Source organism: Photobacterium proteolyticum (assembly GCF_001939735.1).
In the GTDB taxonomy this organism is placed as follows: domain Bacteria; phylum Pseudomonadota; class Gammaproteobacteria; order Enterobacterales; family Vibrionaceae; genus Photobacterium; species Photobacterium proteolyticum.
Window position 1 is genome coordinate 118844 of the sequence record NZ_MJIL01000047.1, and the last position, 25510, is coordinate 144353.

The 25510-nt window shown below is 52.0% G+C and carries 22 protein-coding genes and 1 riboswitch; of the genes, 4 read left to right on the forward strand and 18 right to left on the reverse strand.

The window, feature by feature from the left end:
- Window positions 1–7: 7 nt before the first annotated feature.
- The 16 genes from BIT28_RS04335 to csrD all read right to left on the reverse strand — a co-directional run bounded on the left by BIT28_RS04335 (window position 8) and on the right by csrD (window position 15490).
- Window positions 8–445, reverse strand: coding sequence for a hypothetical protein (locus tag BIT28_RS04335; protein ID WP_075762411.1), 438 nt, complete (start codon window positions 443–445; stop codon window positions 8–10).
- A complete protein-coding gene (locus BIT28_RS04340; protein WP_075762412.1) occupies window positions 435–1154 on the reverse strand; it encodes a PilW family protein in 720 nt (239 codons plus the stop codon). The genes BIT28_RS04335 and BIT28_RS04340 overlap by 11 nt, the downstream gene beginning before the upstream one ends.
- Window positions 1154–1864, reverse strand: a complete 711-nt coding sequence (locus tag BIT28_RS04345; RefSeq protein WP_075762413.1) for a type IV pilus modification PilV family protein — start codon at window positions 1862–1864, stop codon at window positions 1154–1156. Before BIT28_RS04345 ends, BIT28_RS04340 begins: the two co-directional genes overlap by 1 nt.
- Window positions 1851–2372, reverse strand: coding sequence for a type II secretion system protein (locus tag BIT28_RS04350; protein WP_075762414.1), 522 nt, complete (start codon window positions 2370–2372; stop codon window positions 1851–1853). Before BIT28_RS04350 ends, BIT28_RS04345 begins: the two co-directional genes overlap by 14 nt.
- 92 nt (window positions 2373–2464) lie before the next feature.
- Window positions 2465–2968 (reverse strand): type II secretion system protein, encoded by a 504-nt coding sequence (locus BIT28_RS04355; protein ID WP_075762415.1) that lies wholly within the window; start codon window positions 2966–2968, stop codon window positions 2465–2467.
- A 13-nt stretch (window positions 2969–2981) separates the two neighbouring features.
- Window positions 2982–3569 carry a prepilin-type N-terminal cleavage/methylation domain-containing protein gene (locus tag BIT28_RS04360; RefSeq protein WP_075762416.1) on the reverse strand — a complete coding sequence of 196 codons (588 nt, stop codon included), beginning with the start codon at window positions 3567–3569 and terminating at the stop codon, window positions 2982–2984.
- Between the two features lie 19 nt (window positions 3570–3588).
- Window positions 3589–4083 carry a hypothetical protein gene (locus tag BIT28_RS04365; RefSeq protein ID WP_139310436.1) on the reverse strand — a complete coding sequence of 165 codons (495 nt, stop codon included), beginning with the start codon at window positions 4081–4083 and terminating at the stop codon, window positions 3589–3591.
- Entirely contained in the window at window positions 4061–5281 is a 1221-nt protein-coding gene (locus tag BIT28_RS04370) for a type II secretion system F family protein (protein ID WP_075762418.1), read from the reverse strand. The genes BIT28_RS04365 and BIT28_RS04370 overlap by 23 nt, the downstream gene beginning before the upstream one ends.
- Window positions 5282–5302: 21 nt before the next feature.
- Window positions 5303–7048 carry a GspE/PulE family protein gene (locus BIT28_RS04375; RefSeq protein WP_075762419.1) on the reverse strand — a complete coding sequence of 582 codons (1746 nt, stop codon included), beginning with the start codon at window positions 7046–7048 and terminating at the stop codon, window positions 5303–5305.
- 5 nt (window positions 7049–7053) lie between these two features.
- Complete coding sequence (locus tag BIT28_RS04380; RefSeq protein WP_075762444.1) at window positions 7054–8340, reverse strand: tetratricopeptide repeat protein; 1287 nt, start codon at window positions 8338–8340, stop codon at window positions 7054–7056.
- A 2-nt stretch (window positions 8341–8342) separates the two neighbouring features.
- On the reverse strand, window positions 8343–9185 hold the full coding sequence (locus tag BIT28_RS04385; protein ID WP_075762420.1) for an ExeA family protein: 843 nt from the start codon (window positions 9183–9185) through the stop codon (window positions 8343–8345).
- 3 nt (window positions 9186–9188) lie between these two features.
- Entirely contained in the window at window positions 9189–10859 is a 1671-nt protein-coding gene (gene mshL, locus BIT28_RS04390; RefSeq protein ID WP_075762421.1) for a pilus (MSHA type) biogenesis protein MshL, read from the reverse strand.
- A gap of 18 nt (window positions 10860–10877) precedes the next feature.
- Window positions 10878–11252 (reverse strand): MSHA biogenesis protein MshK, encoded by a 375-nt coding sequence (locus tag BIT28_RS04395; RefSeq protein WP_245823646.1) that lies wholly within the window; start codon window positions 11250–11252, stop codon window positions 10878–10880.
- Window positions 11245–11880, reverse strand: a complete 636-nt coding sequence (locus BIT28_RS04400) for an MSHA biogenesis protein MshJ (protein WP_075762422.1) — start codon at window positions 11878–11880, stop codon at window positions 11245–11247. The genes BIT28_RS04395 and BIT28_RS04400 overlap by 8 nt, the downstream gene beginning before the upstream one ends.
- A complete protein-coding gene (locus BIT28_RS04405) occupies window positions 11877–13394 on the reverse strand; it encodes a PilN domain-containing protein (RefSeq protein WP_075762423.1) in 1518 nt (505 codons plus the stop codon). Before BIT28_RS04405 ends, BIT28_RS04400 begins: the two co-directional genes overlap by 4 nt.
- Window positions 13395–13522: 128 nt before the next feature.
- A complete protein-coding gene (gene csrD, locus BIT28_RS04410) occupies window positions 13523–15490 on the reverse strand; it encodes an RNase E specificity factor CsrD (protein WP_075762424.1) in 1968 nt (655 codons plus the stop codon).
- 263 nt (window positions 15491–15753) lie between these two features.
- Here csrD and BIT28_RS04415 point away from each other — a divergent pair, with 263 nt between their 5' ends.
- Window positions 15754–16635: a LysR family transcriptional regulator gene (locus BIT28_RS04415; protein WP_075762425.1), complete on the forward strand. Its 882-nt coding sequence runs from the start codon at window positions 15754–15756 to the stop codon at window positions 16633–16635.
- Between the two features lie 82 nt (window positions 16636–16717).
- Here the strand turns inward: BIT28_RS04415 and BIT28_RS04420 are convergent, their stop codons facing one another.
- A complete protein-coding gene (locus tag BIT28_RS04420) occupies window positions 16718–17278 on the reverse strand; it encodes a single-stranded DNA-binding protein (RefSeq protein WP_075762426.1) in 561 nt (186 codons plus the stop codon).
- A gap of 326 nt (window positions 17279–17604) precedes the next feature.
- Here BIT28_RS04420 and uvrA point away from each other — a divergent pair, with 326 nt between their 5' ends.
- Both uvrA and BIT28_RS04430 read left to right on the forward strand, forming a co-directional pair.
- On the forward strand, window positions 17605–20442 hold the full coding sequence (gene uvrA, locus BIT28_RS04425) for an excinuclease ABC subunit UvrA (RefSeq protein ID WP_075762427.1): 2838 nt from the start codon (window positions 17605–17607) through the stop codon (window positions 20440–20442).
- 89 nt (window positions 20443–20531) lie between these two features.
- Window positions 20532–22310 (forward strand): PglL family O-oligosaccharyltransferase, encoded by a 1779-nt coding sequence (locus BIT28_RS04430; RefSeq protein ID WP_075762428.1) that lies wholly within the window; start codon window positions 20532–20534, stop codon window positions 22308–22310.
- 73 nt (window positions 22311–22383) lie between these two features.
- On the opposite strand, the gene BIT28_RS04435 is transcribed toward BIT28_RS04430, so the two are convergent.
- Entirely contained in the window at window positions 22384–23502 is a 1119-nt protein-coding gene (locus tag BIT28_RS04435; protein ID WP_075762429.1) for a pyridoxal-phosphate-dependent aminotransferase family protein, read from the reverse strand.
- 306 nt (window positions 23503–23808) lie between these two features.
- Window positions 23809–23989, forward strand: a riboswitch (Lysine riboswitch).
- 115 nt (window positions 23990–24104) lie between these two features.
- Here BIT28_RS04435 and lysC point away from each other — a divergent pair.
- A complete protein-coding gene (lysC, locus tag BIT28_RS04440) occupies window positions 24105–25475 on the forward strand; it encodes a lysine-sensitive aspartokinase 3 (RefSeq protein WP_075762430.1) in 1371 nt (456 codons plus the stop codon).
- The last annotated feature ends 35 nt before the right edge of the window (window positions 25476–25510 follow it).

Sequence of the window (25510 nt, forward strand, 5' to 3'; positions counted from 1 at the left end):
CGTTTTCTCATGGGAGATCCTTTGCCCAGGTTTCCTGAGTGCGAGTGGTCGCAAACTTGCCATTGCCGCAGGTCGCACTGCTTTCCAACTGATATTTATAGGCGCTTTGTGAATCCGAGCCATATTTAAAGCGGGTACAAACCACAGTCACTTTCTGGCATTGAAACAAGCTGGCATCCACAGAATAAGTTTTGCTATCACTGCTTCCCCCTTGTGAGCAGGCATCAGGATCAGAGGCTTTCTGGCCCAGCGGAAACAACTTGCTCAGCACATACTCATTGCCCGAGTGCGCGGCAAACCAGGCCCTAGTTGCAAACACCTCCCGTGATGTCATCTCCTGACCAGACCAATCAATACGGATCATGGCGGCGGCAAAGCCCGCCATCACAGTGATGATAAACACCGAGACAATCAAGGCGCTGCCGCGTTGTTTGCTATAGGACATTGATCACCTGCACTGTGTGGTTATAGGAAAAAACTTCATCGGTATTGGCTTTCTCAATCACCAATGAAATGTGCACCATACCGTTATTCTGTAAACCCGCCCCTTCTGCGACGAATTCGACAGACTTCACGTCCTCGGCAATCCGGTTCCCCTGCCGGGTCAACAGATTTCCCGCCAGGCAATATTCGACTTTATCGCTATAGACATAAGCTCGCTTCGCTGGTGAAGAATATAAGGGCGAAGCAGCAAGGTTAACGGTCAGCTCACCTTGCTCGGTCCCGTCGGCGACAGAGTTTATCGTATTACGTTTTGCCTCGTACTCGGTGGCCGACGGCAAGCCAATCGCCAGGGCCAAGTCAGCCTGCGTATTAATCGCTTTCCATTCGGTGGACGAGCCTATTGCCGGAACAAGGCTCATTGCTGCGCTATCGGGATCCCCCTGATAGAAGCCGGAATACCTGACCGGATAAAAAGACAGGCAAGTGCCGGAGTTGGATGTCGAGATACTATTAGGCGCGGCATGGCGTACCTCCCGGGTGATTTTTTCCAAGGCAAAACGCGCAATCGACTGGGCCCGGTCACGGTTTACCGTGTCGACATATCCCTGTGTTCCCAACTGCAGGTAGCTACCGATAGCCAGTGAAATAATGCCAAGGATCACCAAAGCCATCACCATTTCAACCAGGGTAAAGCCTCTTTGCCGCCTCATCAGTAATTACTCCTATAGGCAACAAAGTCATAGGTGCCATAGCGGCCGGTATCGACCTCGACATCAATCCGCTTGTGCTGATGGGGAAAAGCGTTATTTGGATAACTGGTATTAAGGGACGTATCGTAGCTGACCGCAATTTTTACAGTCATATTCAGATAACGCTCATTTTTGCCCTGATCGTCTGCCAGCAAGTTCTCAATAAACCCACGCCAGGGAAATTGGCTGCTGCTATAGCGCTTGCCACACAAAGAAAAATCCCCCCAGCAACCGTGAAAATCATCGACATCATCAGCCGCTGATACCATCAGCCCCCAGCCCAGTCGATTACCGCTGATCGGATCAACGTAGGCAAAATACTCTTTGCTGGTCCCATCCTGCTGGACATCGTCCCGCGACCAGCTACCCGAACTTTCCGGCGTCGTACATGCCTGTGCCCCGGCTTCACCGCAGCGCACCGCACTGTCTCCGAATGGGTCGCTATGTTCGTCAAACTTGCGCGACAATACTTCATTAAGAAAGGCATTGCCGATTGCAGAAGCTCGTGCCTGATAATACGGCGTTGCCGAACGTTCGGCCTGAGGAAATAGAAAACTGGTGAGCGTGATCATGGCAATACCAAGAATCACGATGCTAATAATCCCTTCTATCAGGGTAAAACCTGCCTGCCTGCCTTTCGGCCTTGAGCATGAACCACTAGCAACCGGCATAGATATACCCTTCCTGATTGATACACAGAGTGGTTGCCTCATTGGCCCCCGAGCGAAATGTGAGCTTGCAGCCCGAGTTGCTTCGGCAGGCATAGACTCGCGCCTCATTGACGCCAGTGCCACTAAAATAAAAGGGCTGTCCCAGCATATCAAAATACAGGTTGGTGACTGTTAGACCTTCGGCGGACAGGCTCAGGTTATTATCAGCAGCCGTCAGTGCCGGCGGCATACTCGGAAGAACACTCTCACAGCGAGGACTACCAAAATAACCCGGTGAAATTTGCAAGGTATAACAGGAGGCATTGGGATCGGTGGCAGATGAGATCGACTGGTTCATAGACAAAATTTGGACTTGTCTGGCAATAGCAATCGCCTGATCGCGGTTCAGATGCGCATCGAAGCTGCTGGGGCCGATCATTTTCGTGGTTGCAGTGGCACCGAGTATGCCAATGAGAATAATGACAACCACCAGCTCAACTAATGTAAAACCCTGCTGGCGATTTTTCATTGAACCTCCACCTGCACTCGCGTCGACTATTTCCCGAGCCGCTTTGATAAATAAGCGACTCGGAAAATAGGGCTCAAAAGAGCCCCATTCAATTAATTACAACCGGTCGTTACGATAGTTGTTTTAGCGGCACTTGTTGCCTGCGTGCCCGTTGCTTCATCGTATTTCACGTAACAGTTAGTCGCTTTAATGTTGGCATAATTTACAGTAGAAGGAGCCTTGCCTTTCAGTGTAAATGCACCATGATTCGTCGTATTAGGGGCAGTACCTTCAGTATCAAACGCCATCACCCAATCATCAGAATCAAGACCAGTAACAGCCTTTTTAATACCCGTAGTTGATGCGGCTGGATAACCATATTCAGTCGTAATGCCTTCAACATCACCACCTGTAGCAGATTCTTTGCCGGTTAATGCAGCTTTACCATATACAATACTTGCACCACCATCGATACCGCCTTTCAGGCCTTGTAGCGATGCAATACGTGCATCATCCTGGAAGTTCATAAACTTAGGAGCTGCGGTTACCGCCAGAATACCCAAAATTACAATCACAACCACCAATTCAATTAGCGTAAAACCGCCCTGACGTTTCATAACTTACTCCTGTTTATTTCAAATTGACTTCGACACGGCCCAAAGCCGGTTTATATGTAAATGAATGCCCGGCCTCGACATCGGTTGAGCCCGACCCATTCGTTCCGGCCGAAGCCAGCTGGTAATAACGACAAAGCTTGGCTGAATTATCAGTACCTGCTTTAACGTAAAACACATAGTTACCGCTCACTGCATCACGGCTGTTGGTTGTTGCCAGCGGCGGGTTTTGTAACAAATTATCCAATAATGCCTGACAGTCTGCCGCATTGATCGCACCGACAGTTGAACTGCCGGTCGTCAATGCATACGGATACCCATCACGCACACTCTTATCGGTTTTAGCCTTGGTCAGTAAAAAGTCGGTACCGTCATAATCCACCTGATACTGACCACTACTGTTGGCTGGACGTCCATAGGCTTCCCATTGAGCACGGGCAGACAGGACTGCCGTCGCGAAGCCTCCGGCAACACCTTCAATCGAGGCTTTCTTGGCCTCATCGGTGACCTGCAGAAATCGGGGCAATGCCGTTGCCGCCAGCAGGCCGACAACGATAATCACAATAACGAGCTCTACAAGGGAAAATCCGCGTTGTTTGTTCATTTTGATACATCTCTATTCGTCATAAAAACGACGCTTGATCCGTCAAAAAGCCGTTAATGTGTATTCTCTCATTTTTAAAATATAATTCCAGCCAATTACCGTCACTTATTTGGTAGTAACACGAATTATATCGATCTGATCTCAGTTCTTTTTTCGACCTAAACTGAATAAACGATACAGAGCTTGTCCTGGAAGCCAGCAGATCCCACATTTTCTGACAATCTAATTCACCGTCAGTGATAACAACCGGCCAGCCACGAACGGTATATTCAACATCGATTTTCGCAATCTCTAACCGGGGTGGTTTACCTTCAAGCTCCCACTGCTGACGCAGTGCCGAGGCACTTTTGTAAAAGGTCTGCTTGAGTACACTCAGCCTGGTGTGCTCGGCCTCTTGTTTTAATTCAATACCTTTAGTCAGCATCACTGCGACAATAAGGCCACTACCGCAAAACCAGATGAAATGTTGAAGATGTCTTCTCTGCCGCCGGTTAAACGCCTCTAGCCACATCAAGCAGACTCCACATCGGTAAGAAAATCCCCAACGCCAGCAACAGAACCATAATTGCCACAATCAGCAACAGAAGCGGCTCTATCCGGGCAGTCAGCGTCTTCAGGTCATAATCGACCTCGCGATCATAAAAATCGGAGACTTCGAGCAATAAGTCATCAACCTGACCGGTTTCTTCACCTACGGCGATCATCTGCAATACTAACGGTGTAAACACTCCAGACTGGCTAGCCGTACTGGCAATGGTATTACCGCCCTCGATACCGTTTTTCATCTCTATCAGACGATTTTCCAGAAATCGGTTACCCAGGGCCTCTGCAGCCATCTGGATCGCCTGATTCAAAGGCACACCGGCACGGATCATCAGGGAAAAGGTGCGCGAAAAGCGCGATAGCTGTGCCCGGTTGACGATATCACCGACAATCGGCACTTTCAGCCGCCACCGGTCCCACTTTTCATTACCTGCCGGTGTCTGGCGCCACATCCTGATCCCAATCCAGCTCGCCACCAGCCCGCCTAACAACAATGGCCAATAGTTGACAAAGAAATTCGAGCTGGCGATCAATATTCGGGTCGGTAGGGGGAGATCCACCCCGAACCGGCTGAACATAGAGGTAAACTGCGGGATCACCTTAACGTTCAGCACGACCATCGCCAGCATAATTGCCGAGATCACAAAGGTCGGGTAACGCATCGCCGATTTGATCCGGCGCCGGGTCTCCATTTCCTGCTCGAAATAATTCGCCAGTTGCAGCAGCGACTCATCCAGTCGCCCCGTGTTTTCGCCGACATGGATCATCGACACATACAGCTCCGAAAACACCCGTGGATGCTGCTTCATCGAGACCGACAGTGAGCGACCGTTGGTCAGCTCATCCGTAACGGCATCTAATGCTTCCTTCATTAGCGGATGTGACGAGCTCTGACTCAAGCCTTTAATGGCCCGTAGCAAAGGCACGCCAGCCTTGGTAAGGCTGTAGAGCTGGCGACTAAATATCACCAGTATCTCCAACGGCACCCGGCTTTGAAACATAGACTGGAGATCCCAACCTTGTCCCTCGGCTTTCCCCTGGCGGATCTCCAACGGGATTATGCCCTGCCGCATCAGCAGATCAGCCGCTGCATCCTGGCTGGCCGCTTCAATTTGGCCACGCTTCAGTCCGCCTTGGTTATCCCGTCCGCGATAGTTAAATACCGGCATATACTAGCTCCTATCGCGCAATCACAGCACATGACCGTCATTAAGATCAGCGGCAATAAAATCAGTGGTATTCAAGTCGCCTTCGCCCAGCAACAACACTTCCTCCAGTCTCGTTCGCCCTTCAAGCGCCAGCTCCATGGCTGACTCAATCAGTGGTTTGTAGCCAGAGGCATTACGGGCTATCTGGCTAAACAACACCGCATCATTGGCACGCAGTGCATCCATCATCGGCTGATCCAACTCAAGCAGTTCAAAGACCCCAATACGCCCTTTATAACCGGTAAAGTTGCAGCTTTGGCAACCTCTCCCCCGGTGGAACTCCCGGTGAAGATGTAGCGGAAAGCGCGCCTTGAGCCATTGCTGCTTAGCCCCGTCCAGCTCTTCGCGTTCTGTGCAATCTTTACACACCCGACGGACCAGGCGCTGAGCCAACACGGCACGAACAGCACTGGCCACTAAGTAGCCTGGCGCCTCCATGTCCATCATGCGCAAGGCACTGTCAATTGCATCGTTGGTGTGCAGCGTCGACAAGACCAGGTGGCCGGTCAGTGCCGAGCGCAGACCAATTTCGACGGTTTCCTGATCACGCATCTCACCGACCAAAATGATATCGGGGTCCTGACGAAGAAAGGTTCGCAGGATTGATGAAAACGTCAGGCCAATCTTGCTGTTTACCTGAACCTGGTTAACCCGGGGCAGGCGATATTCCACCGGGTCTTCTGCCGTGATCAGTTTCTTTCCTGGCTTGTTCAGCTCACTAAGGGCACCGTAGAGAGTGGTGGTTTTGCCGGACCCGGTCGGACCGGTCACCAGGATCATCCCATGCGGCCGCTTGAGCTGGCGACGAAAACGCGGCAGCAAGTCGGCGGGCATGCCGATCTCTTCCAGACTCAGGATACCGGCTGACTGATCAAGCAGACGCATCACCACGGACTCACCGTGCTGAACCGGCATCGTAGACACACGCACATCCACCGAGTGGCCGCGTACCTTGACGTTAAATCGGCCGTCTTGCGGTAAACGCTTTTCTGAGATATCCAGTCCGCTCATCAACTTCAGGCGCAGTACCAAAGCCGCCGACACACTGGCTTCATTAAGCAAGGTTTCATGCAACACCCCATCGATACGCTGGCGAATACGCAGCACATCGGCATCAGGCTCGATATGAATATCCGAAGCGCCAACCTGGATCGCATCCTCAAACAAGGAGTTGATCAGCTTAACAACCGTCACTTCGTCATTATCAGAATCATCAAACCCAAAACTATAATCCGTTTCGCTTTGATGCTCGGCCTGCAACTGCTCGGCAAACGAGACAATTTCCTGGGTCCGGCGGTAATAGCGGTCAAAAGCAGCAATCAACTGACGCTCGGGCGCGATAACCAGCTCAACCCGGTATTGTACCAGTTGATCATAAACCGCCTCCTGCGCAGCCAAGTCTGCCGGATCGCTCATCGCCACCCGAACGGTATCGCCACGAACGCCAATCACCAATGCCCGCAGGCGACGGGCGTGAACCTCGGAGAGCAAGGACACCGAATCGGCATCAACCGACACCCGGGTAAGGTCAACCAAGGGGATATCCAGCTGGCGGGAGAGGAAAGCGAGCATCTGCTGCTCACTCAAAAATCCCATGCTGATCAGGGTATCCCCCAACTTGCGGCCGGTCGTCTGCTGTTTTCCCAGCGCTTGCTCTAGCTGCTCCTGGGTGACAATGCCTTCTTCTATCAACAGGTCGCCAAGGCGCTTTCTTAATCTAATTTGCATTGCGCTTAGCCCTCCCGAGCCTCAAGCAGCGCCAGGCGCTGTTGGATAAACTGTTGTGACTGCGATGAAATACGTCCCATTAACAGTGCCTGTTTATAGGCATCCAGTGCTTTCTCAGCCTCTTTGCCGCGCTCCAGGGCAATCCCCAAACCCAGCCACCAGCGACCATCATAAGGCTCTTCTGTAGCCAGCAGCTTATAGCTGCTCATCGCCAGCTCATTATTATTCAACTGCTGGGCCAGGGCGCCGCGCATCGCGAGGTAGCCACTGTGACTTTTCTTGGGCATACGGCTCAATACATTCAGAGCGGCCTGTTGCTGAGATTCATTAACCAGCAGCTTTGCCATCGTCAGACGTAAATCAGGCTGTTCGCCATCAAGCACCAAGCCCTCCTGTAGAGTGGCAATGGCCTTGCGGGTATCACCCCGCCCATAATACAAGGCCGCGAGTTTTTGCCGGGCACTGACCCATTCCGGCTGATACTTCAGCGCCTGCTTCAGAAAACCAATGGCTTTGCGGCTATCACCAGCCTTCAGGGCTTTCTGCGCTTTTTTATACTCCACATCAGCAAGCTGTCCGGCATCGAGCTCAACGGTTTCAATCATTAACCCTTCCGCAGACGTATCATCATGTTCCACCGGTTGGGTCGTTGAATTCTCTCGCACAGCTACTCGACTGGAGCCTTGCTCTGGCTCTGGCTTAGGCTTTAGCACTTCCCTTGGATTAGGGTCTTGCTCTGCGCTTGGCTTCATCTCTGGTTTCAGTGCCTGCTGAGCCGCTTTTTTTATCCTTGGTTTATCCTCGAGCACAACCTTTGGCGTAATATTGGCCTCAGGCACCGGTTGCTTTTCAGCATTCTTCGTCGGTTTCGCTGATGAAACCGGCTGACTTACGGGCGTGGCATCACTCTTTTTGACACTGCTTGCTATAACCGGAGTCGGCACCACTGCCTGCTTCGCTTCTTGCTCAGCGTCAGAAGTCACATGTTGACGTTGCGGCTCTGGTACTAAAGGGACAGGATCCGAAGAAACAGGGAGCGAAGGGGCTGGATTCGAAGGAACAGGCACCGCATCGATATTCGCTGATGACTGGCTGTCGGCCTGGCTGTTAGCCCCCAGCCACCAACCAGCACCTCCCGCCATCAACGCTACACATACACCAAGCACCGTCCATCTCGCCCCATGGCTCTTTGGTACCGGTTTAACAACCGCGGCCTGCAAAGGCTGCGCGGTGGCTGAAGAAGGGTTATTTTGCTGATTCAGCGCATTAAGCTTTTTATTTATCTCGCTCATATTCAGTGCCATCCCCACAGCACCGGGTACGTCCATTTAGGCTGACGTGCCCCTAATGTATCTTTTACTGCCATCAAGACTTCTTTCCGACCTACTGACTGCGCATTGCAACTGCTTGCTGCGATTAATGCTTTATGACAAAGCTGATTGATAAGCCGAGGGATCCCCTGACTGGCTTTCCAAAGCTCACGGTATTGCGCCAGCACGAACAATTCCCGCTGACAGCCTGCACTGCTCAGGCGAAATTCGATATAGGCAATTGTCTCGGCCAGATCCAATGGGCGCAGACAGGCCCTGAATGTGATCCGTTGCCTGAGCTGACGCATATGATGCTGGTCGAGTCGGTGATCAAGCTCCGGCTGGCCCAGCAATACAATATGCAGCAACTTCTCATGTTCTGTTTCCAGATTACCGAGCAGACGAAGTGCTTCCAGCGCGTCATCTGGCAATGCCTGCGCTTCGTCGAGCAATACCACCACGGACTTGCCGGCGGCTTTACGTGCAATCAGCGCTTGCTGGAGTTGCTCTGCCAGCGCGGTATTATCGCCCTCGGCCGTAATCGCCAACTCCCGGGCCAATGCCAGACGAAGTTCATGGCCACTGGCTGCGGGTGTCGGCAGATAAGCCAACTCAAACTGATCCGGAAGCTGTTTTATCAGCATTCGGCAAACCAGGGTTTTTCCCGTCCCGACCTCGCCGGAAATCTGAATAATGCCTTCCCCCATTTCCAATGCAGCCAACGTCATCTGGATCGCCTCCAGGTGAGGAGGCAATGCATAAAACAACGCGGTATTAGGGGTCAGCGAGAAAGGAAGTTCCTCAAGGCCAAAGTGAGACTGGTACATGGCTTACCCCTCGTCAGGGAACCATTCAGTGATCAGCGCCCGGGAGCGTTCGATTTCCTCCTGCCAGGTCTGCTCGCCGACAACCGTCGGTTTAAGCAAAATCACCAGCTCCGTTTTGGTCTGGAGCTTACTCACATTCCGGAAAAGGTGACCTAGCATCGGGATATCACCCAGCAAAGGCACTTTGGATACCTGATCATTGGTTGCCGATTTCATCAGGCCACCTATGACCACCACATCACCGGTACGGGCGTGGATCACCGAGTCAGATTCCCGCACCGAGCTTTTGGCCAATGGTAGCTTATAGGTACCAAAAGTTTGACCCAGCTCGATACTCTGAATTTCCGTTTCCACGTCGACGACTGTCGGGTGAACATGCAGCAGTACACCGCCGTCATCGTCGATTTGTGGGGTCACATCCAACGAAATACCGGAAAAAAACGGAGTAAGCTCAATATCCGGCGACGCCGTACCACCATCACTGTTGACTTCGCCTCCGGAAATATCAGTAACAAAATACTGATCACCCCCCACTTTGATCACTGCCTTCTGGTTATTGGCAGCCGTTACGCGAGGGCTGGACAATACGTTCAAATCACCCTGGGTATCGAGGAAGCTCAATACCGCTTCAAAGTTACCATCCTGGATAGTGACATTGGTTTGCCCGCCAAGCAGATTGGAAATTGCATCGCCGGGCAGTGACGGTATCGGGTTAGTCGTCGGGCGACCAAAGATAATTTCCGTGCCGCCAATCGTCTTGGTGATGTTGCTCCAGTTGATCCCTTGCTGGTAGCCATCACTCAGGGTGACTTCCATAATTTTCGCTTCCAGCACCACCTGACGTTTCAGACGCTGCTGGGATACCCCGAGAAACTCCTTCACTTCACGCAATTCGTTAGGAAATGCGCGCACCGAAATCAGGCTTGCCTGCGGAGAGACGACAATGCTTCTTCCCTGCCCGCTGCCGATCATCGCCTGAACGGCTTTCTCCAACTGCTGCCAAAAATCACTTTCAGACGTGGTTTCGATCGTCGTACCACCAGTGGCAGTACTTGAATTGTTATTACTATTGCTGTTTCCGCTGCTATTGTTGCTACTCGAACTGCTGTTACCCGTTGTACCGCTGGAAGATGATGAATTCGAGCCACTGTTAGTGATCGAGCCGGTTGTCAGTGAAGTCAGCGACACACCACGGCGTTTAAGCTGCAGGTAGTCAACCGGGATCACCTCGGTACGAAGCGTTGCCGGGAAAATCTGAATGATATTGCCCTTGCGGGTGGTGTTATAGCCATAGATGTCCGAGACCACCTCCAGCACCTCATCCAGCGTGACATCCTTTAATGTCAGGGATATTCGCCCCTTGACCTCAGGGTGAAGTACCATATTGAAAGGCGTGCCTTTCACCAGGCTACCAAAGAAAGCACGGGCATCTACATTTCGGGCATTGACACGAAATCGCTTTTCCAATGCCGTACTAGAGACATAATCACCGCCGTCCAGCGTCGGCATCAGATCCGCACTGACAGCCGAAGGCAGCTCCACCAACGGACGACTATTGGCTTCATTAACCGCTTCGTTCAGCGCACCTTTGACTTCTACAGGGTCACGATGTCCCATATTGGCCGAACAACCGGCCAGAGATACCATCACGATCCCAACTACTAATCCACGCATGTTAACCACTTTATTGTTCTAATTTGCTTTCACAATGTCGGCAAATAGCTCCAGACGCCATTTTTTACCGCCGCGTGTTACCGTGACATAATCGTCCTGAATGTCAGTCAAGGTGTAGCCGCTGACTCTTCCGCCAAGTTCAACGGGAACATTATTCAAAATCACCGTACAGGCGCTCAATTCACCGCACACTATCCCCTGCAGTTGGGGGAGCCTGGTCTTGGTTACGGTGGGCTTTTTCGTCGGAGTTTGCCAACCTAACGGTGCCGTCGGATCCTGACTGGCCTGTACATGGCCAGCAAGCACTCCACACAGGGCAACAGCGATAGATCCTTGCTTAATAACCAAGCTTGATTTACCCAGCCATAATCTAACCATCTCAGCTTTAACCACCGATAAAATCCTTACTCTCGCCCAAGGTATAAACGTCCAGCTGAATATCGGCCCAAGGGTACTTATCCACCTGATAGTTCAAGCTCCGCCAATAATATTTAACCGGCAGCGCTTCAAGTTGGGCCAGGTAGTTCACGACATCAAAATAGCGACCACGCAGGTTAAGGCGAACCGGGTGAATATAATACCCCTCGTCTTCGCCACTGATTAGCTGCACAGAAGGCAGCGACTCCAGCGACTCCAACTTCAAGCGTTCCGAACGCTGCAGAACCTGCTCCATCAATCCCGACATCTGGATTGGCGTTACCAAGCTGGCTACGCGGCCCTGCAATTGATCGTCAAGGGTTGAGTTCTCTCGCTCCAGCTTGTCGATTTTGCGCTCGACATCCTGATTCGGATCACTCCTGAGCTTGCGCTCAATTAAAATGAGCTGGTTGGCGCTGTTGGTGATCTCATTGGCCACAGAGACAACCTGTTGCCTGGCTGAGGCCAGCGCCTTGACTTGCGGCTCGATAAACATCACGAAACCGACAAATAACAAGGCAATCCAGCCTGATAGCAAAATCAGCCATTGTTCGCGGCGAGTCAGTAAATCGAACCGATCGCTTAATTTCTGCCAGCCGTTCATCGGATAACCTCGCTCGCGGGTAATTCAGGTTTTTTCGCTATTGCCGCTCCACGCTCAGCCAACAATTTAAACGTCACCACATTTTGCTCATTGCGCCCGAGCGACATCAGTTGAAAACGCCGGTCGGACAGATCTGGGTAGCCTTTGAATGCCTTCACCCAGGTTGGGACCGACTCCGGTGTCCGGGCCACCCCCTCCAGGTCAAGCTGTCTTCCGGTTACCCGAATACGATTGACAGAGATGTTCCCGCTTGCCGCGTCCGATAATTGACGCAACAATCCGGCATAACCGACCTGCAAACTCACATCATGCATTTTAATGGCCTTCAGAGTGGCCTGTTTGGCCGCCAGGTGCTGCTCCAGATCTCCGGCCAATTCAACCTTCAGCGGACTGGGAATGTGTTTGGCAAGCGCATCCTTGGCCCGGCTGAGTTCAGACTGTTTGCTGTCCAGGCGGCTTTTCTCGGCAGCCAGCTGTTGCTGCTGCTGGTAGTTCTGCCAGCTATACCAGCCAGCCATTGAGGCCATCACGACCACGGCCAACGCCCAGCTAAGCACTACATTCTGCAGCGTCATGAGCTGAGTGTGCGGTTTGAGTGCATCGCTATATAAATTAATGCTATTTGCCCCGTCGGGCTCTATCAGCGCGGCAAAGGCAACACGGGCTGCATTCGTCGTCAATACCGGGTGTGGCGGTGTGACAGCGGCAACAGAAACACTCAGTCGCTGGCTCAGTTCGGCAGCCAACGCACTGTCATCGTCATCATCACAGGAGATTAACAGCTGGGTGATCGGTGTATCGCGCAGCTGAGCACTCAGGAAATCAAGCGATCGCTGCAGCTCAAGTGCCAGGCTGTCTAGCTGCAGGGCATGGTTCATCTCTCCTGGCGTATTGCTATCCAGCAAAGGGGACGGAAAACCACGCAACTGACGTTGAAAGCACATTTCCTGCTGCTTAAAAGCCGTTAACTGCAGGCTGGCATGGCGACGACGGTGCAATACCAGCTGACTCAGGGGCGGGGCGGTTAATTGTCCCCATACCACTTCCTCTGCCGATATAGAAAACACGTCACAACCAGCCTCGTTACAGATCCGGATCAGCTGCTCGGCCTGATTACGATTCGTGACAACAACCTGCAAACGATCTTTTAGCGGCGCCTGAAAGCCATCGGCCACCAGTTCCAGCGGGGACTCATTGACCAGATCTTTAACCAGAAAAGGCAGTGCCGTCGAGTACTCCTCGCGGGGCAGCTCCGGCTTCTCGATAAGCATGCTCTGATAGAGGCCATGGCCAAGTACCAAACGTAAGCTACTGCCCCCCAACTGATGCTTAGCAAGCAACGATGTTATGACCGAATCCCAATCTCCGGCATTAGAAACAACCAGGGTCTCTGTTATCCATTCCGGCTCAGATTCATAAACTACCGTGATGGAATCAGCAAAGATGGCCAAACAAGCCTGTTTGTTACGGCTTTTCTTTTTTAAATACTTACTAAGCAAAGATTTAGATTTCATGAAACTCCAACACCGCTCACAAAACACACAGATTTTGCTACTGAAAAGCACTAACAACTAGCAGCTGTCAATAATTTGACCATTATAACGAGCTTTTATTGATAACATAGTTTTTTTTCTGCCCGTTGTTATCTCCCGAACAAAGTTTTATCTGGCTTATCGTTTCCTTTTGTAGCCTGTCTAACAGAAAGTTCTGCCGCAAAGAAACGCCCCTGTCCTCCTTGTACGCCCAACTGCTTGAGTACCCGCCATTCCTTCTCGTTTTCCACCCCGACAGCAATCACCTGGGCATTAGAATTTGCGCATGCTCCCAGCATACTTCTGACGAATAGCTGATTCTCCTGCCGCTGGTCGATCTCACGGACCAACCCACGATGCAGCTTGATATAATCGGCCTTGATGTCCTTGATATAGTGGGTGCTAACAATGGTTCGGCCAGCCTGGTCCACAACCAGTTTACAGCCCAGCCCCACGATCATCCTGACCACAGGGCGCATAGCATCAAGGTGTTTGACCAAGCCGCTTTCTGCAATTTCAATCGACAGACGATTGAGCACCGTGCGCGGTGTTTGCAGCAACTCATCGCGAAGCCAGCGAACAAACTCTTTTTCCAGCAAGGCCTCGACACTTACATTCACCGAAAGAGAGTCATTGACAGGACTGTTTTTCAATAACTCGATAGCCTGACCTATAACTTGTTTATCCATCCGGGCGCTGAACCCAACCTGTTCGACCGCCGTCAAGAAACGGGATGCTTTAATCAGGACGCCATTTTCATCCTGGATCCGGGCCAGCAGTTCTCGGTGGACAATAGTTTCACCATCCAATGCCAAAGCAGGCTGCTGGTACAATATTGGGCCGCCGCTGTTAAACACGGCATCCAGCAAAGTACGCCAGCGCACGCTGCCACGGGCATCTTCGTACTGCTGATCTTTCTGAAAGGCATACCAGTTATTGGTGCCCTGAAGCTGGGCGCTGCGCAACGCCATATCGGCTTCATCCATCACCCGCCCGCGGCGCTCGCCGCTCGAGCAGAATGTCACGCCGATATGGCACCAGTTATCCGGCTGCAAGGGCGCAACCGGCGTCAGCCTTTCCAGTGCTTTGAGCAGCTGATTGGTAAATAGCTTGACCTCTTTTGCCGACTGCTGGGATAGCAGGATCGCAAACTCGGCGTCAAAGTACCGTGATAAAACCGTATCGGGATAACGCTGGATCTGGTTTGACAGGATCATACCGACATCCTGGACCAGCTCGTCGGCAACATCTTTTCCTTTCTCGGCCAATAGCTCATCCCAGTCAGAGATCCGGATCAGGATCACCGCACCGTGCGTCTCCTGATCCTGCACCATAGATTGCAGGCGACTATCGAAAAGCACCCGGTTTGCAGCCCCGGTTAACTGATCCAGGAAAGTATGAGTACGAATAAAGGTATCAAACCGGCTCCGCTCCTGGCGGGCGTCCTTAAGCTCGGCAATCATCTGATCCAGGGCAAGGCTGGCCGTCGCAGGCCACTCTTGCTCATCTCCGACCGCATTGTCGTCAACCTTTCCGGCCAGAATCAGCCGACCGCGATGCTCCAGCAACTCCGAGCCATAGAGCTGCTGACGCAGCCAGTTCACTCCCCTCACTAGCCCCATGATAATAATTGCGATGGCCAGGCTAATGGATGACATAGCGCCGATGGAATAAGTAAACTCCGTATAGGGAGGGAGCGACTTTAAGTTAATATAAAAGCCGGGGTTGTGGTTAAGCGTGTAATGGCTCTGCTGCAATATCGTCGGATCATTGACGGTCTGAAGCCCTTTAAAGGCATAAATTACCCCTGACGAACTCCCCACCTCCAACTCTACAACATTACTGGCCTTCAACAGCTTGGGCAGCCAGCGCGACAGAGACTGCGCCCCCTGCGGGTCGGCAAGTTCCTGATCGATCACCTCAACAATGCCATCAATGTAATGAGTCAGGTAGTCCTGCCCCAGCTTTCGAAAACTAACGGCACCGCCAATAAAAATCACGAAGATGGCACAAATAACGATGATCGTAACAAAGGCAACCAGACGGTTGGTTAGCTTCATGCCGGAGGCTTTTCTCATAAGAATCCAATTCTAGCTATATTAATGATGTTCAAATGACTCATCACAGAGTCAGTCCATGCAAGTTCGTACAGGCCTAATGAGCAAAATATCACTCCCTCAGCCACAGTGTTAGCGTTCAGGTCGACAATTTAAAAAATTGTTAACTCAGGCCAAACCGTTCAATCTCCAAAATGGATTGACTGCCAATAGTTCAGATCATCGCCTCGTTTGTTATCATCACCTTACCGGTTTGGGTAACAGTCTACGGATACTATCAATATATGGATTGGATAACGTGTACCACCAGCTTTGTCACAGTTGTCGAGCAAGGCTCTCTGGCCCTGGCTGCGACCAAGCTCAACACCTCAAGTTCAGCTCTGTCCAAACGCCTGTCTTGGTTGGAAAAACAGCTAGGAGTTAAGCTACTTAAGCGAACCACGCGTAGCCTGACAATGACAGAAGCCGGCAAGCTTTTCTATCAGCGTAGCGCCCGTCTACTTGAAGACTGGCACCAGATGCTTGCCGAAACGACCTCGACCTACGGCGAGGTCAGCGGCATCCTCCGGATCGGTGCCCCGCTGGCCACCGGCAGCCGTTTGCTGGTTCACTACCTGGCCGAATTTATCGAGACCTATCCCAATATTCAGGTCGAGCTGCACACAATAACACCGGGCCAGCTTCCTGACCTGAACCTGGATGTATTCATCAGCCGGGAGCTGACCGACTTCAACTCTTCCAGCTATATTGCGACGCGTTTATTTAACTTCCAACCCAGTTTTTATGCCTCTCCCGGCTATCTGGAAGACAAATCACAGATAGAAACACCAGAACAGCTAACTCAGCACAACTGCCTGCTGTTCGGGACTCACGGCCATGAACAAGAACATGTGTTTGAAAACAACCTTCGTCTGCGACTTCGCGGTAACTTCACCACTCAGAATCCGGAAGCCCTGGTGGCCGCAGCCGTTGCCGGAATGGGCATTATCCTGACCGGGGAGAAAATGGTAAGAAGGGAGCTCAGCAAAGGGTTGCTGGTGCCGGTTCTGCCTGAGCTAAAGCAGCCCGTCAGCTCGGCCTATGCCTACTACCCGAAGTTAGACTACAACCATGTGAAAACCAAGTTGTTCATTGATTTTATTAAAGAAAAATCAAGCCTAGCATAGCGAAAACAACAGGCCGCCAGCCTAAATTCTGGCAATAAAAAAGCAGCGACTGGCGCTGCTTTTCTCTGACACTTCTGTTCAATTAGAACGGAATGTCATCATCGAAATCCATTGGCGGCTCATTGTACTGCTGCTGTGGCTGCTGGGGAGCCTGCTGCTGCGGTGCCGACTGTTGCTGCTGAGGCGCAAAATTCTGCTGAGGTGCTGCAGCTGGTTGCTGAGGCTGTCCCCAACCACCTTGTTGCTGCTGACCGCCACCCATAGGTGCGCCCATACCCTGACCGCCACCCTGACGACCGCCAAGCATTTGCATCACACCGTTGAAGCCCTGAACCACAACTTCAGTTGTGTAACGGTCCTGGCCGTTTTGATCCTGCCATTTACGCGTCTGCAGTTGACCTTCGATGTATACCTGTGAACCTTTGCGCAGGTATTCACCGGCTACTTCTGCCAGCTTGCCAAATAGCGCAACACGGTGCCATTCAGTCTTTTCACGCTGCTCGCCTGTAGCTTTATCACGCCATGATTCAGAGGTAGCAATGGTAATATTTGCTACTGCACCACCACTTGGCATATAACGGATTTCTGGGTCATTACCTAAGTTACCGACTAAGATAACCTTATTTACGCCACGACTGGCCATACTTAACTCCAAATCTGTTCGCGTGCTATCTTAACATCAATAGCCGCTAGTCAAAGTTTATACTTAATCGCGCAGTTTATCATGCAGACACGGCTCAGGCATAGGGCCGAAACCGTGTTATCTGACGCAATTTTTACGCATTTCCCATGAGTGCCTGATACGCCACAGGAAACTTCCATTCGTATTTATACCACCAGATCCCACGTCGAACACCGCTCAATAAATACACATTGTACTGTATCTTTATACAGCTTTTGCTTTCAAGCTTTTCCTTGCTATGCGATAATGCCGGTCCAATTATTAGTCAGCCAAAAAGCTCGCATACCATGGATAAGATCGAAGTCAGGGGTGCCCGGACCCACAACCTTAAAAACATCAGTCTTTCTATTCCCAGAGACAAACTGATTGTGATTACCGGCCTGTCAGGTTCAGGTAAGTCCTCACTAGCCTTTGACACCCTATACGCCGAAGGCCAGCGTCGTTACGTTGAGTCCCTGTCGGCCTATGCCCGTCAGTTCTTGTCCCTGATGGAAAAGCCGGATGTCGATCATATCGAGGGGCTGTCGCCGGCGATTTCTATCGAGCAAAAATCCACATCCCACAACCCGCGCTCAACCGTCGGTACCATCACCGAGGTATACGATTACCTTCGCCTGCTCTATGCGCGAGTCGGTGAGCCGCGCTGTCCGACTCATAACGTAGAGCTGGCTGCCCAGACCGTCAGCCAGATGGTTGACAAGGTGCTCGAGCTTCCAGAAGGCAGCAAGATGATGTTGCTCGCACCTATCGTCAAGGAGCGTAAAGGGGAGCATGTCAAGACACTGGCTAATCTGGCTGCCCAGGGGTATATCCGGGCCCGGATCGATGGTGAGGTCTGCGATCTTTCCGATCCACCGACCTTGGAGCTCCATAAAAAGCACACCATCGAGGTCGTTGTCGATCGCTTTAAGGTCCGCGATGATCTCCAGCAACGCCTGGCCGAATCGTTTGAAACCGCACTGGAGCTATCCGGCGGTACAGTGGTGATCAGCCCGATGACGGCAGGCGAGATCGATGAGATTGTTTTTTCAGCCAACTTTGCCTGTCCGCATTGTGGCTACAGCATGCAGGAACTGGAGCCGCGTTTATTTTCGTTCAACAACCCGGCCGGCGCCTGCGGCACCTGTGACGGTCTGGGCGTTCAGCAGTACTTTGATCCAGAGCGTGTGGTGCAGAACGGCGAACTTAGCCTCTCAGGCGGTGCTATCCGCGGCTGGGACAAGCGCAATTTCTATTACTTCCAGATGCTCAAATCCATGGCCGAGCATTTTGAGTTTGATATCGAAACACCGTTTAACGAGCTGCCGAAGAAAATCCAGAACCTCATTCTAAGCGGTTCAGGTAAGAAAGAAATTGAGTTCAAATACATCAACGATCGTGGCGACATCACGGTACGCCGCCACCCGTTCGAGGGGATCCTCAACAACATGGAGCGTCGCTACCGCGAGACAGAGTCCAACTCCGTACGTGAAGAGCTGATCAAGTTTGTCTCAACCAAGCCATGTAGCGGCTGTAACGGCTCACGTCTGCGCCTTGAGGCCCGTAATGTCTTCATTGCCGATACCACCCTGCCGCAAATCAGTGAGCTGAGCATCATTGAGGCACTGGCGTTTTTCGAGCAGCTATCGCTGGTCGGCCAAAAGGCCCAGATTGCGGAAAAAGTGCTCAAGGAGATCTGTGACCGTCTCAACTTCCTGGTCAACGTCGGCTTGAACTACCTGAACCTCTCTCGTAGTGCCGAAACCCTGTCCGGGGGAGAGGCCCAGCGTATCCGACTCGCCAGCCAGATTGGTGCCGGTCTGGTGGGGGTAATGTATGTCCTCGACGAGCCATCAATTGGTCTCCACCAGCGTGATAATGAACGCCTGCTAAAGACCCTGACTCACCTGCGCGATCTCGGTAACACCGTCATCGTGGTCGAACACGATGAAGACGCCATCCGCACCGCCGATCATGTTATCGATATCGGTCCGGGAGCCGGTGTCCACGGTGGCCAGGTGATTGCCGAAGGCGGCCTGAACGATATTCTTGACGCCGAAACCTCATTGACCGGACAGTACCTCAGCGGTGCCAAGTCGATTGTGGTGCCCGAGCAACGTATCGAGTTCAATCCGGAGAAGACCGTTAAACTACTGGGCGCGACCGGTAATAACCTGAAAAATGTCGACGTTGAAATTCCAGTCGGCCTGTTCACCTGTATCACCGGGGTATCAGGCTCAGGTAAATCAACCCTTATCAACGATACCTTCTTCCGCATTGCCCACCACCAATTAAATGGCGCAACATCCGGCGATGCTGCTCCGTACCGCGAGATCCATGATCTGGAGCACTGCGACAAAGTTATCGATATCGACCAGAGCCCGATAGGCCGTACACCACGTTCCAACCCTGCCACCTACACCGGGATCTTTACCCCTATCAGGGAGCTGTTTGCCGGTACGCAGGAGTCCCGCGCCCGAGGCTATAAGCCGGGCCGCTTCAGCTTTAATGTGAAAGGCGGACGCTGCGAAGCCTGCCAGGGGGACGGGGTGATCAAGGTAGAAATGCACTTCCTGCCGGATGTCTACGTACCTTGCGATTCCTGTAAGGGTAAGCGCTATAACCGCGAAACGCTGGAGATCCGCTACAAGGGTAAGAGTATTGATGAAGTCCTGGAACTCACGGTGGAAGATGCCCGGGAATACTTTGATCCGGTTCCAGCAATCGCAAGAAAGTTACAAACATTAATCGATGTCGGCTTATCGTATATCCGGCTGGGACAGGCCGCGACAACACTGTCCGGCGGTGAGGCACAACGCGTTAAATTAGCCCGCGAACTGTCCAAGCGTGATACCGGAAAAACCCTGTATATTCTGGATGAGCCGACTACAGGCTTACATTTCCATGATATTCAGCAACTTCTGTCAGTACTGCACCGCCTGCGAAATCACGGCAACACCATTGTTGTTATCGAGCATAACCTCGACGTGATCAAAACAGCCGACTGGATCATCGACCTCGGCCCGGAAGGCGGCAACGGAGGCGGTGAAATTGTTGCAACAGGCACACCGGAGCAAGTCGCGCTGGTTGAGGGCTCCCATACGGCACGCTTCCTCAAGCCATTGCTGCCAAGTCTGACGCAATAAAGAAAAATAAGGCATGACAAATAGCATTCAGGCTGGTATCAATCAGCCTGTTTAGTATCAGACATCAGCTCAACAGGCTCAGAATCACCATGACAGTGTTACATGTACAAGGCACCAGACTGGCAGAACAAAAAATCAGCAAACCGATGGTGCGTCCCTTTCTGGCCTCTATCGGTTTCCTCTTTTTGCTGGCTATGCATTACTTCCAGCACAACCCGGGGGGCTCCGGGCTAGAGCTCTCATTCAATGCCGCCAGCTGGATCCCCTTCAGCTTTGCTGTTGCTTTTGGTCTGTTCGAAATATGCCGCCAGAAGACCTGGCGCTATTCCCGCCTGACCCTGATCCTGATTGCCTGCTGTACTCTGCTGACAGTACCGGCCTTTTACCCCAACGCTGTCGGATCAGAAGTGATCAATCGCATATCAGCCCTTTGGGCCGGGCTAATATTTTTCATCTGCCTGCAGCAATTTTCGTTCACCCATAGTCAACGCCAACGCATGTTATGGATGGTTCTGATTGCGGTCTGGATCCAGGCCTCTCTCGGCTGGTACCAATTTATATGGCTAGAGCCCGATAACTGGATGGGCTACGACACCATTGGCAACCGTCCTTACGGTATTTTTCAACAGCCCAATGTGATGGCCAGCTTCCTGGCGACCGGTTTGGTGTTATCCGCTTACTTACTGGCTCGTATCCCGATGTACCGTGGCAAGTGGTCCTGGCAACAGCTGTTTTTGCTGCTAACGCCTGTTATCACCATTCCCATACTGGTTGTACTTAGCTCCCGTACTGGCTGGCTGGGAGCCATTATTGGTACCGGGTTGATGATCCCCTACCTGCGTCGCTTTGCTGCCAAGGCACCGTACCGAATGTGGCTGCTAATGATAGCGCTTGGTCTGAGTGCATCCTGGAACCTGGCGAGCAGCACGGGCTGGACGCCCGTTGAGAATAAGGTCAGCCTGGAGAGCGCACGTTCCATTCATATTCCGCAAGCCTTCAATATGTTTTTGAAACAGCCGCTAACAGGCTATGGCTACGGTACATTTGAAACGTCATTCATTACCCAGACGGCCCAGTGGCATCATGCCGATCCCGAGCAGCACTTTGGTATGGCTGCGCTCGATCATCCGCACAATGAATTACTTTACTGGGCTTCTGAAGGAGGAGTCATCCCGCTCTTAGCGCTGCTCCTGGCAGCCGCGGCCGTTTTTGCCAAAATCAAGAAAGCCCGTGAAGGAACTCAGCTTGCGCTGGTTGGTCTATTTTTTCCGATAACGCTACATACCCAGCTCGAATACCCGTTTTACCATTCACTGGCACACTGGGTAATTTTCATTATTCTGATCTACTGGGTAGATAACCTGACGGCCAAGTATTATCGGTTCAAGGCAAGCTATGTACTGACTATTCGTGTACTGGTCTTGCTGCTACCTATCGCCACAACCAGTTATATGGTTACGACGCTATACTCGGGCTACCTACTGACAAAATACGAAACAACACGCCCGGTCAATGTCGACTACCTGCTCAAGGTCAATAACCCCTGGGCGTGGAAACATCGATTTGAATGGGATTTGCATGTTACTCAGCTTCAGCTTGGGGCGAGTTCAAACAACCCGACTCTGATCAATGAATACATCCAATGGGCAACACAGAAAGCGGTCAACTGGCCTCGTCCGGCTCTGTATCAAAACCTCATCGCAGCCTATCACCTGCTTGGCAATACCAGTCAGGCAGAGCAGATTCGGCAAGAGGCGCAATATCTGTTTCCTAATTTGGACTTTACCTCGAGTGAGGCAACGCCCATTCTGAGCCAGGCTGCTCCGGATACAGATAAGCAAGCAAACCAGCCTGCAGCGACGAAATAACTCAGCTTACCCTCAAAAACAAAAACGGCTACCGTAGTAGCCGTTTTGCAAAATTGCGCAGTCGCGAAAGGGATCACTTCAGTGTTGTTTCCAGGGCTTTCAGGCACAAAGCCACATTTTCGCTGCGGGCCGCATACCCCATTAACCCAATCCGCCAGGCCTTACCGGCCAGCGCGCCGAGACCGGCACCAATTTCCAGGTTATAGCGCTCGAGCAATGTCTTACGCACCAAGGCATCATCAACACCGTCAGGAATATGTACCGCATTTAGCTGCGGCAGACGACAGGCTTCATCAACCACAAACTCGATACCTAGCTTTTCCAGTCCCTCGCGAAGCTCAAGGTGAACATCCTTATGACGTTGCCAGGCATTTTCCAGTCCTTCGCTTTGTAACAAAACAAGCGCCTCATGCAGCGCATACAGGCTATTGACCGGCGCGGTGTGGTGGTAGCTGCGCTTGCCTTCTCCGCTCCAGTACCCCAGTACCAGGCTTTGATCCAGGAACCAACTTTGCACCGGCGTCTTACGACTTTGGATCTTATCGACAGCACGCTGCGAAAAGGTCAGCGGCGACAAACCCGGCACACACGACAAACACTTCTGGCTGCCAGAGTAAACCGCATCAAGCTGCCACTCATCCACCAGCAGGGGTACTCCACCCAGCGAGGTGACGGCATCGACAATTGTCAGGCAATCATGCTGCCGCGCAAGCTTGGCAATCGCCTCGGCATCAGTCAGGGCTCCGGTAGATGTTTCGGCATGGACGAAGGCGACAATCTTGGCATCCGGATTAGCCGCCAGAGCCTGCTCAACCAATCCCGGGGCTACCGGCTCGCCCCACGCATTGTCCACCATGACAGCTTCGCCGCCACAGCGCTCGACATTCTCGCGCATCCGCTCACCAAACACTCCGTTACGGCAGACAATCACCTTGTCACCCGGCTCAACCAGGTTAACGAAACAAGCTTCCATCCCGGCACTGCCCGGTGCAGAGACGGCAATTGTAAAGGTATTCTGGGTCTGGAAGGCATATTGCAACAACTGCTTCAGCTCATCCATCATGCCGATAAACAGAGGATCCAGGTGGCCGATAGTAGGACGGCTCAGTGCCTGTAACACCTGCGGGTAAATATCAGATGGACCGGGGCCCATTAATGTACGTTGTGGCGGATAAAAACTACCGATTGTCATTATTGTATCTCCCTTATATAAGAGTTCGGTGATTCCCTGAAGAGCTGTGTAGGGTGCAATGCTACGCCAGCGAAAGACTCAGTCACTCGCTCACTGATGTCGTATCAATTGGCCTTAGCGCAGATAACCAGTATTAAAGGAATTTCATTTCGAAGCAAGTCATGCGGCGAAAGCATAGAAATTGCCCGGCAGGATTATTGCAATTTATTTGCATAATTTCCCACACAAGCATTGACAAACGAGCAACAAATTCGCTTCAATGGAGATCGTTTTTTGTTCATCCTGATGACTGGAATACCATCAGGTAAAAACAGAAGAGGAGCGTTACCCAGGTATCTATGTTGCGGGGCCCCACCCCAAGGCAGCATAAGAGAGGGGGAGTAACGCCGAGATACTGCCGGACAGGGGGCCTGCAGTATCGGCCACGAAGGTTGAATCCTTCTGGCTGTCACCTTTCTCGAGTGAAAGGTGGGGAGCTTCTGGTTGTAGCGCTATCAATACGTCTCGCCTATCTGCTCTCCTGACAATTGGACGTCGGGAATACCCTCCCGAGTAAATTCCCTATTTTTCGTTATAATTTTACTGTTATTGGGAGACTTGCTTTGAGCCCTGTAGATAATCATGCCGCAGCCCTGACTGTCGCTAAGTTTGGTGGAACCAGCGTTGCCGATTTTACGGCAATGAGCCGCAGTGCTGCCATCATCAAGAATAACCCAGCCGCCCGTATCGTCTTAATCAGTGCATGCTCCGGCGTAACTAACCTGCTTGTCGAACTGGCCAATGGGGTGACTGAACCTGACCGTCGCCAACAACTTTTGACCCGACTAGGCCAAATTCATCACAACGTGCTCAGTGAATTACAATCGCCAGAGAATGTGGCTTCAAAAATCGATAGCCTATTAGACTCCGTCTCTACCCTGGCGGACCAAGCAGCCTCGCAACCAAGCGTGCAGCTGACTGACCAGCTGGTTTCTCACGGTGAATTACTATCCACCCACCTGTTTACCCGAATCCTCAATGAAATGGATGTCGACACTGTACGTTTCGATATTCGTGACATCATGCGGACGGACAGCCAGTTTGGAAAAGCCATCCCGCAACCCGAGGCGATTCGCCAGCTTGCTACGGACAAACTACGGCCGCTGCTGGAAAATCAGGTTGTGGTCTCACAGGGCTTCATTGGCTCGGACAGCAAGGGACAGACGACAACTTTGGGACGTGGGGGTAGTGACTACAGTGCGGCCCTGGTCGCCGAAGCCGTTGATGCATCAACACTGGAGATTTGGACCGATGTTCCGGGAATGTACACCACCGATCCCCGTATAGCCGCAGCCGCCAAGCCTATAAAAGAAATCAGCTTTAGCGAAGCCTCGGAAATGGCCAACTTCGGAGCCAAGATCCTGCACCCTTCCACCCTGGTTCCGGCTGTACGCCAGCAAATCCCGGTATTTATCGGCTCGTCCAAAGCACCTGAGCAAGGTGGCACATGGATCCGTGAAAGCGTTGATGACGCGCCGCTCTTTCGGGCACTGGCCCTGCGTTGCAACCAAACAATGGTGACACTGACAAGCCTGAATATGTTCCACGCCTATGGCTTCCTGGCCGAAGTGTTCCGTATTCTCGCCGAGCACAAGGTATCTGTCGATCTCATCACAACTTCAGAGGTGAGTGTCTCCCTAACACTGGATCAGACCGATACCGGCGGCGGCGCACCGACCCTGCCGCCGAAAGCCGTTGAAGCACTTAGCGAACTGTGCCGTGTCGAGGTTGAGCAAGGCTTATGTCTCGTGGCGCTTATCGGCAATCAAATGAGCAGCACAAAGGGCTCGGCCAAGCAAATATTCGGGACATTGGAAGACTATAACCTGCGTATGATCTGCTATGGTGCCAGCCCGCACAATCTTTGCTTTCTTGTTAAGGAACAAGATGCCAAGTCAGTAGTGAAAGCGCTGCATCAGAAGATTTTCGAGTAGATCCTCAATGAGCCTTAACGACAAACAGGGCGCCA

Coding starts and splice junctions, on each gene's coding strand:
- BIT28_RS04385 (WP_075762420.1), bottom strand. CDS start 9,185: ATGTACCAGTCTCACTTTGGCCTTGAGGAACTTCCTTTCTCGCTGACC.
- BIT28_RS04345 (WP_075762413.1), bottom strand. CDS start 1,864: ATGCCGGTTGCTAGTGGTTCATGCTCAAGGCCGAAAGGCAGGCAGGCA.
- BIT28_RS04350 (WP_075762414.1), bottom strand. CDS start 2,372: ATGAAAAATCGCCAGCAGGGTTTTACATTAGTTGAGCTGGTGGTTGTC.
- mshL (WP_075762421.1), bottom strand. CDS start 10,859: ATGCGTGGATTAGTAGTTGGGATCGTGATGGTATCTCTGGCCGGTTGT.
- BIT28_RS04400 (WP_075762422.1), bottom strand. CDS start 11,880: ATGAACGGCTGGCAGAAATTAAGCGATCGGTTCGATTTACTGACTCGC.
- BIT28_RS04360 (WP_075762416.1), bottom strand. CDS start 3,569: ATGAACAAACAACGCGGATTTTCCCTTGTAGAGCTCGTTATTGTGATT.
- BIT28_RS04415 (WP_075762425.1), top strand. CDS start 15,754: ATGGATTGGATAACGTGTACCACCAGCTTTGTCACAGTTGTCGAGCAA.
- BIT28_RS04355 (WP_075762415.1), bottom strand. CDS start 2,968: ATGAAACGTCAGGGCGGTTTTACGCTAATTGAATTGGTGGTTGTGATT.
- BIT28_RS04430 (WP_075762428.1), top strand. CDS start 20,532: ATGACAGTGTTACATGTACAAGGCACCAGACTGGCAGAACAAAAAATC.
- BIT28_RS04435 (WP_075762429.1), bottom strand. CDS start 23,502: ATGACAATCGGTAGTTTTTATCCGCCACAACGTACATTAATGGGCCCC.
- BIT28_RS04370 (WP_075762418.1), bottom strand. CDS start 5,281: ATGCCGGTATTTAACTATCGCGGACGGGATAACCAAGGCGGACTGAAG.
- uvrA (WP_075762427.1), top strand. CDS start 17,605: ATGGATAAGATCGAAGTCAGGGGTGCCCGGACCCACAACCTTAAAAAC.
- BIT28_RS04420 (WP_075762426.1), bottom strand. CDS start 17,278: ATGGCCAGTCGTGGCGTAAATAAGGTTATCTTAGTCGGTAACTTAGGT.
- BIT28_RS04340 (WP_075762412.1), bottom strand. CDS start 1,154: ATGAGGCGGCAAAGAGGCTTTACCCTGGTTGAAATGGTGATGGCTTTG.
- BIT28_RS04405 (WP_075762423.1), bottom strand. CDS start 13,394: ATGAAATCTAAATCTTTGCTTAGTAAGTATTTAAAAAAGAAAAGCCGT.
- BIT28_RS04375 (WP_075762419.1), bottom strand. CDS start 7,048: ATGCAAATTAGATTAAGAAAGCGCCTTGGCGACCTGTTGATAGAAGAA.
- BIT28_RS04380 (WP_075762444.1), bottom strand. CDS start 8,340: ATGAGCGAGATAAATAAAAAGCTTAATGCGCTGAATCAGCAAAATAAC.
- csrD (WP_075762424.1), bottom strand. CDS start 15,490: ATGAGAAAAGCCTCCGGCATGAAGCTAACCAACCGTCTGGTTGCCTTT.
- BIT28_RS04335 (WP_075762411.1), bottom strand. CDS start 445: ATGTCCTATAGCAAACAACGCGGCAGCGCCTTGATTGTCTCGGTGTTT.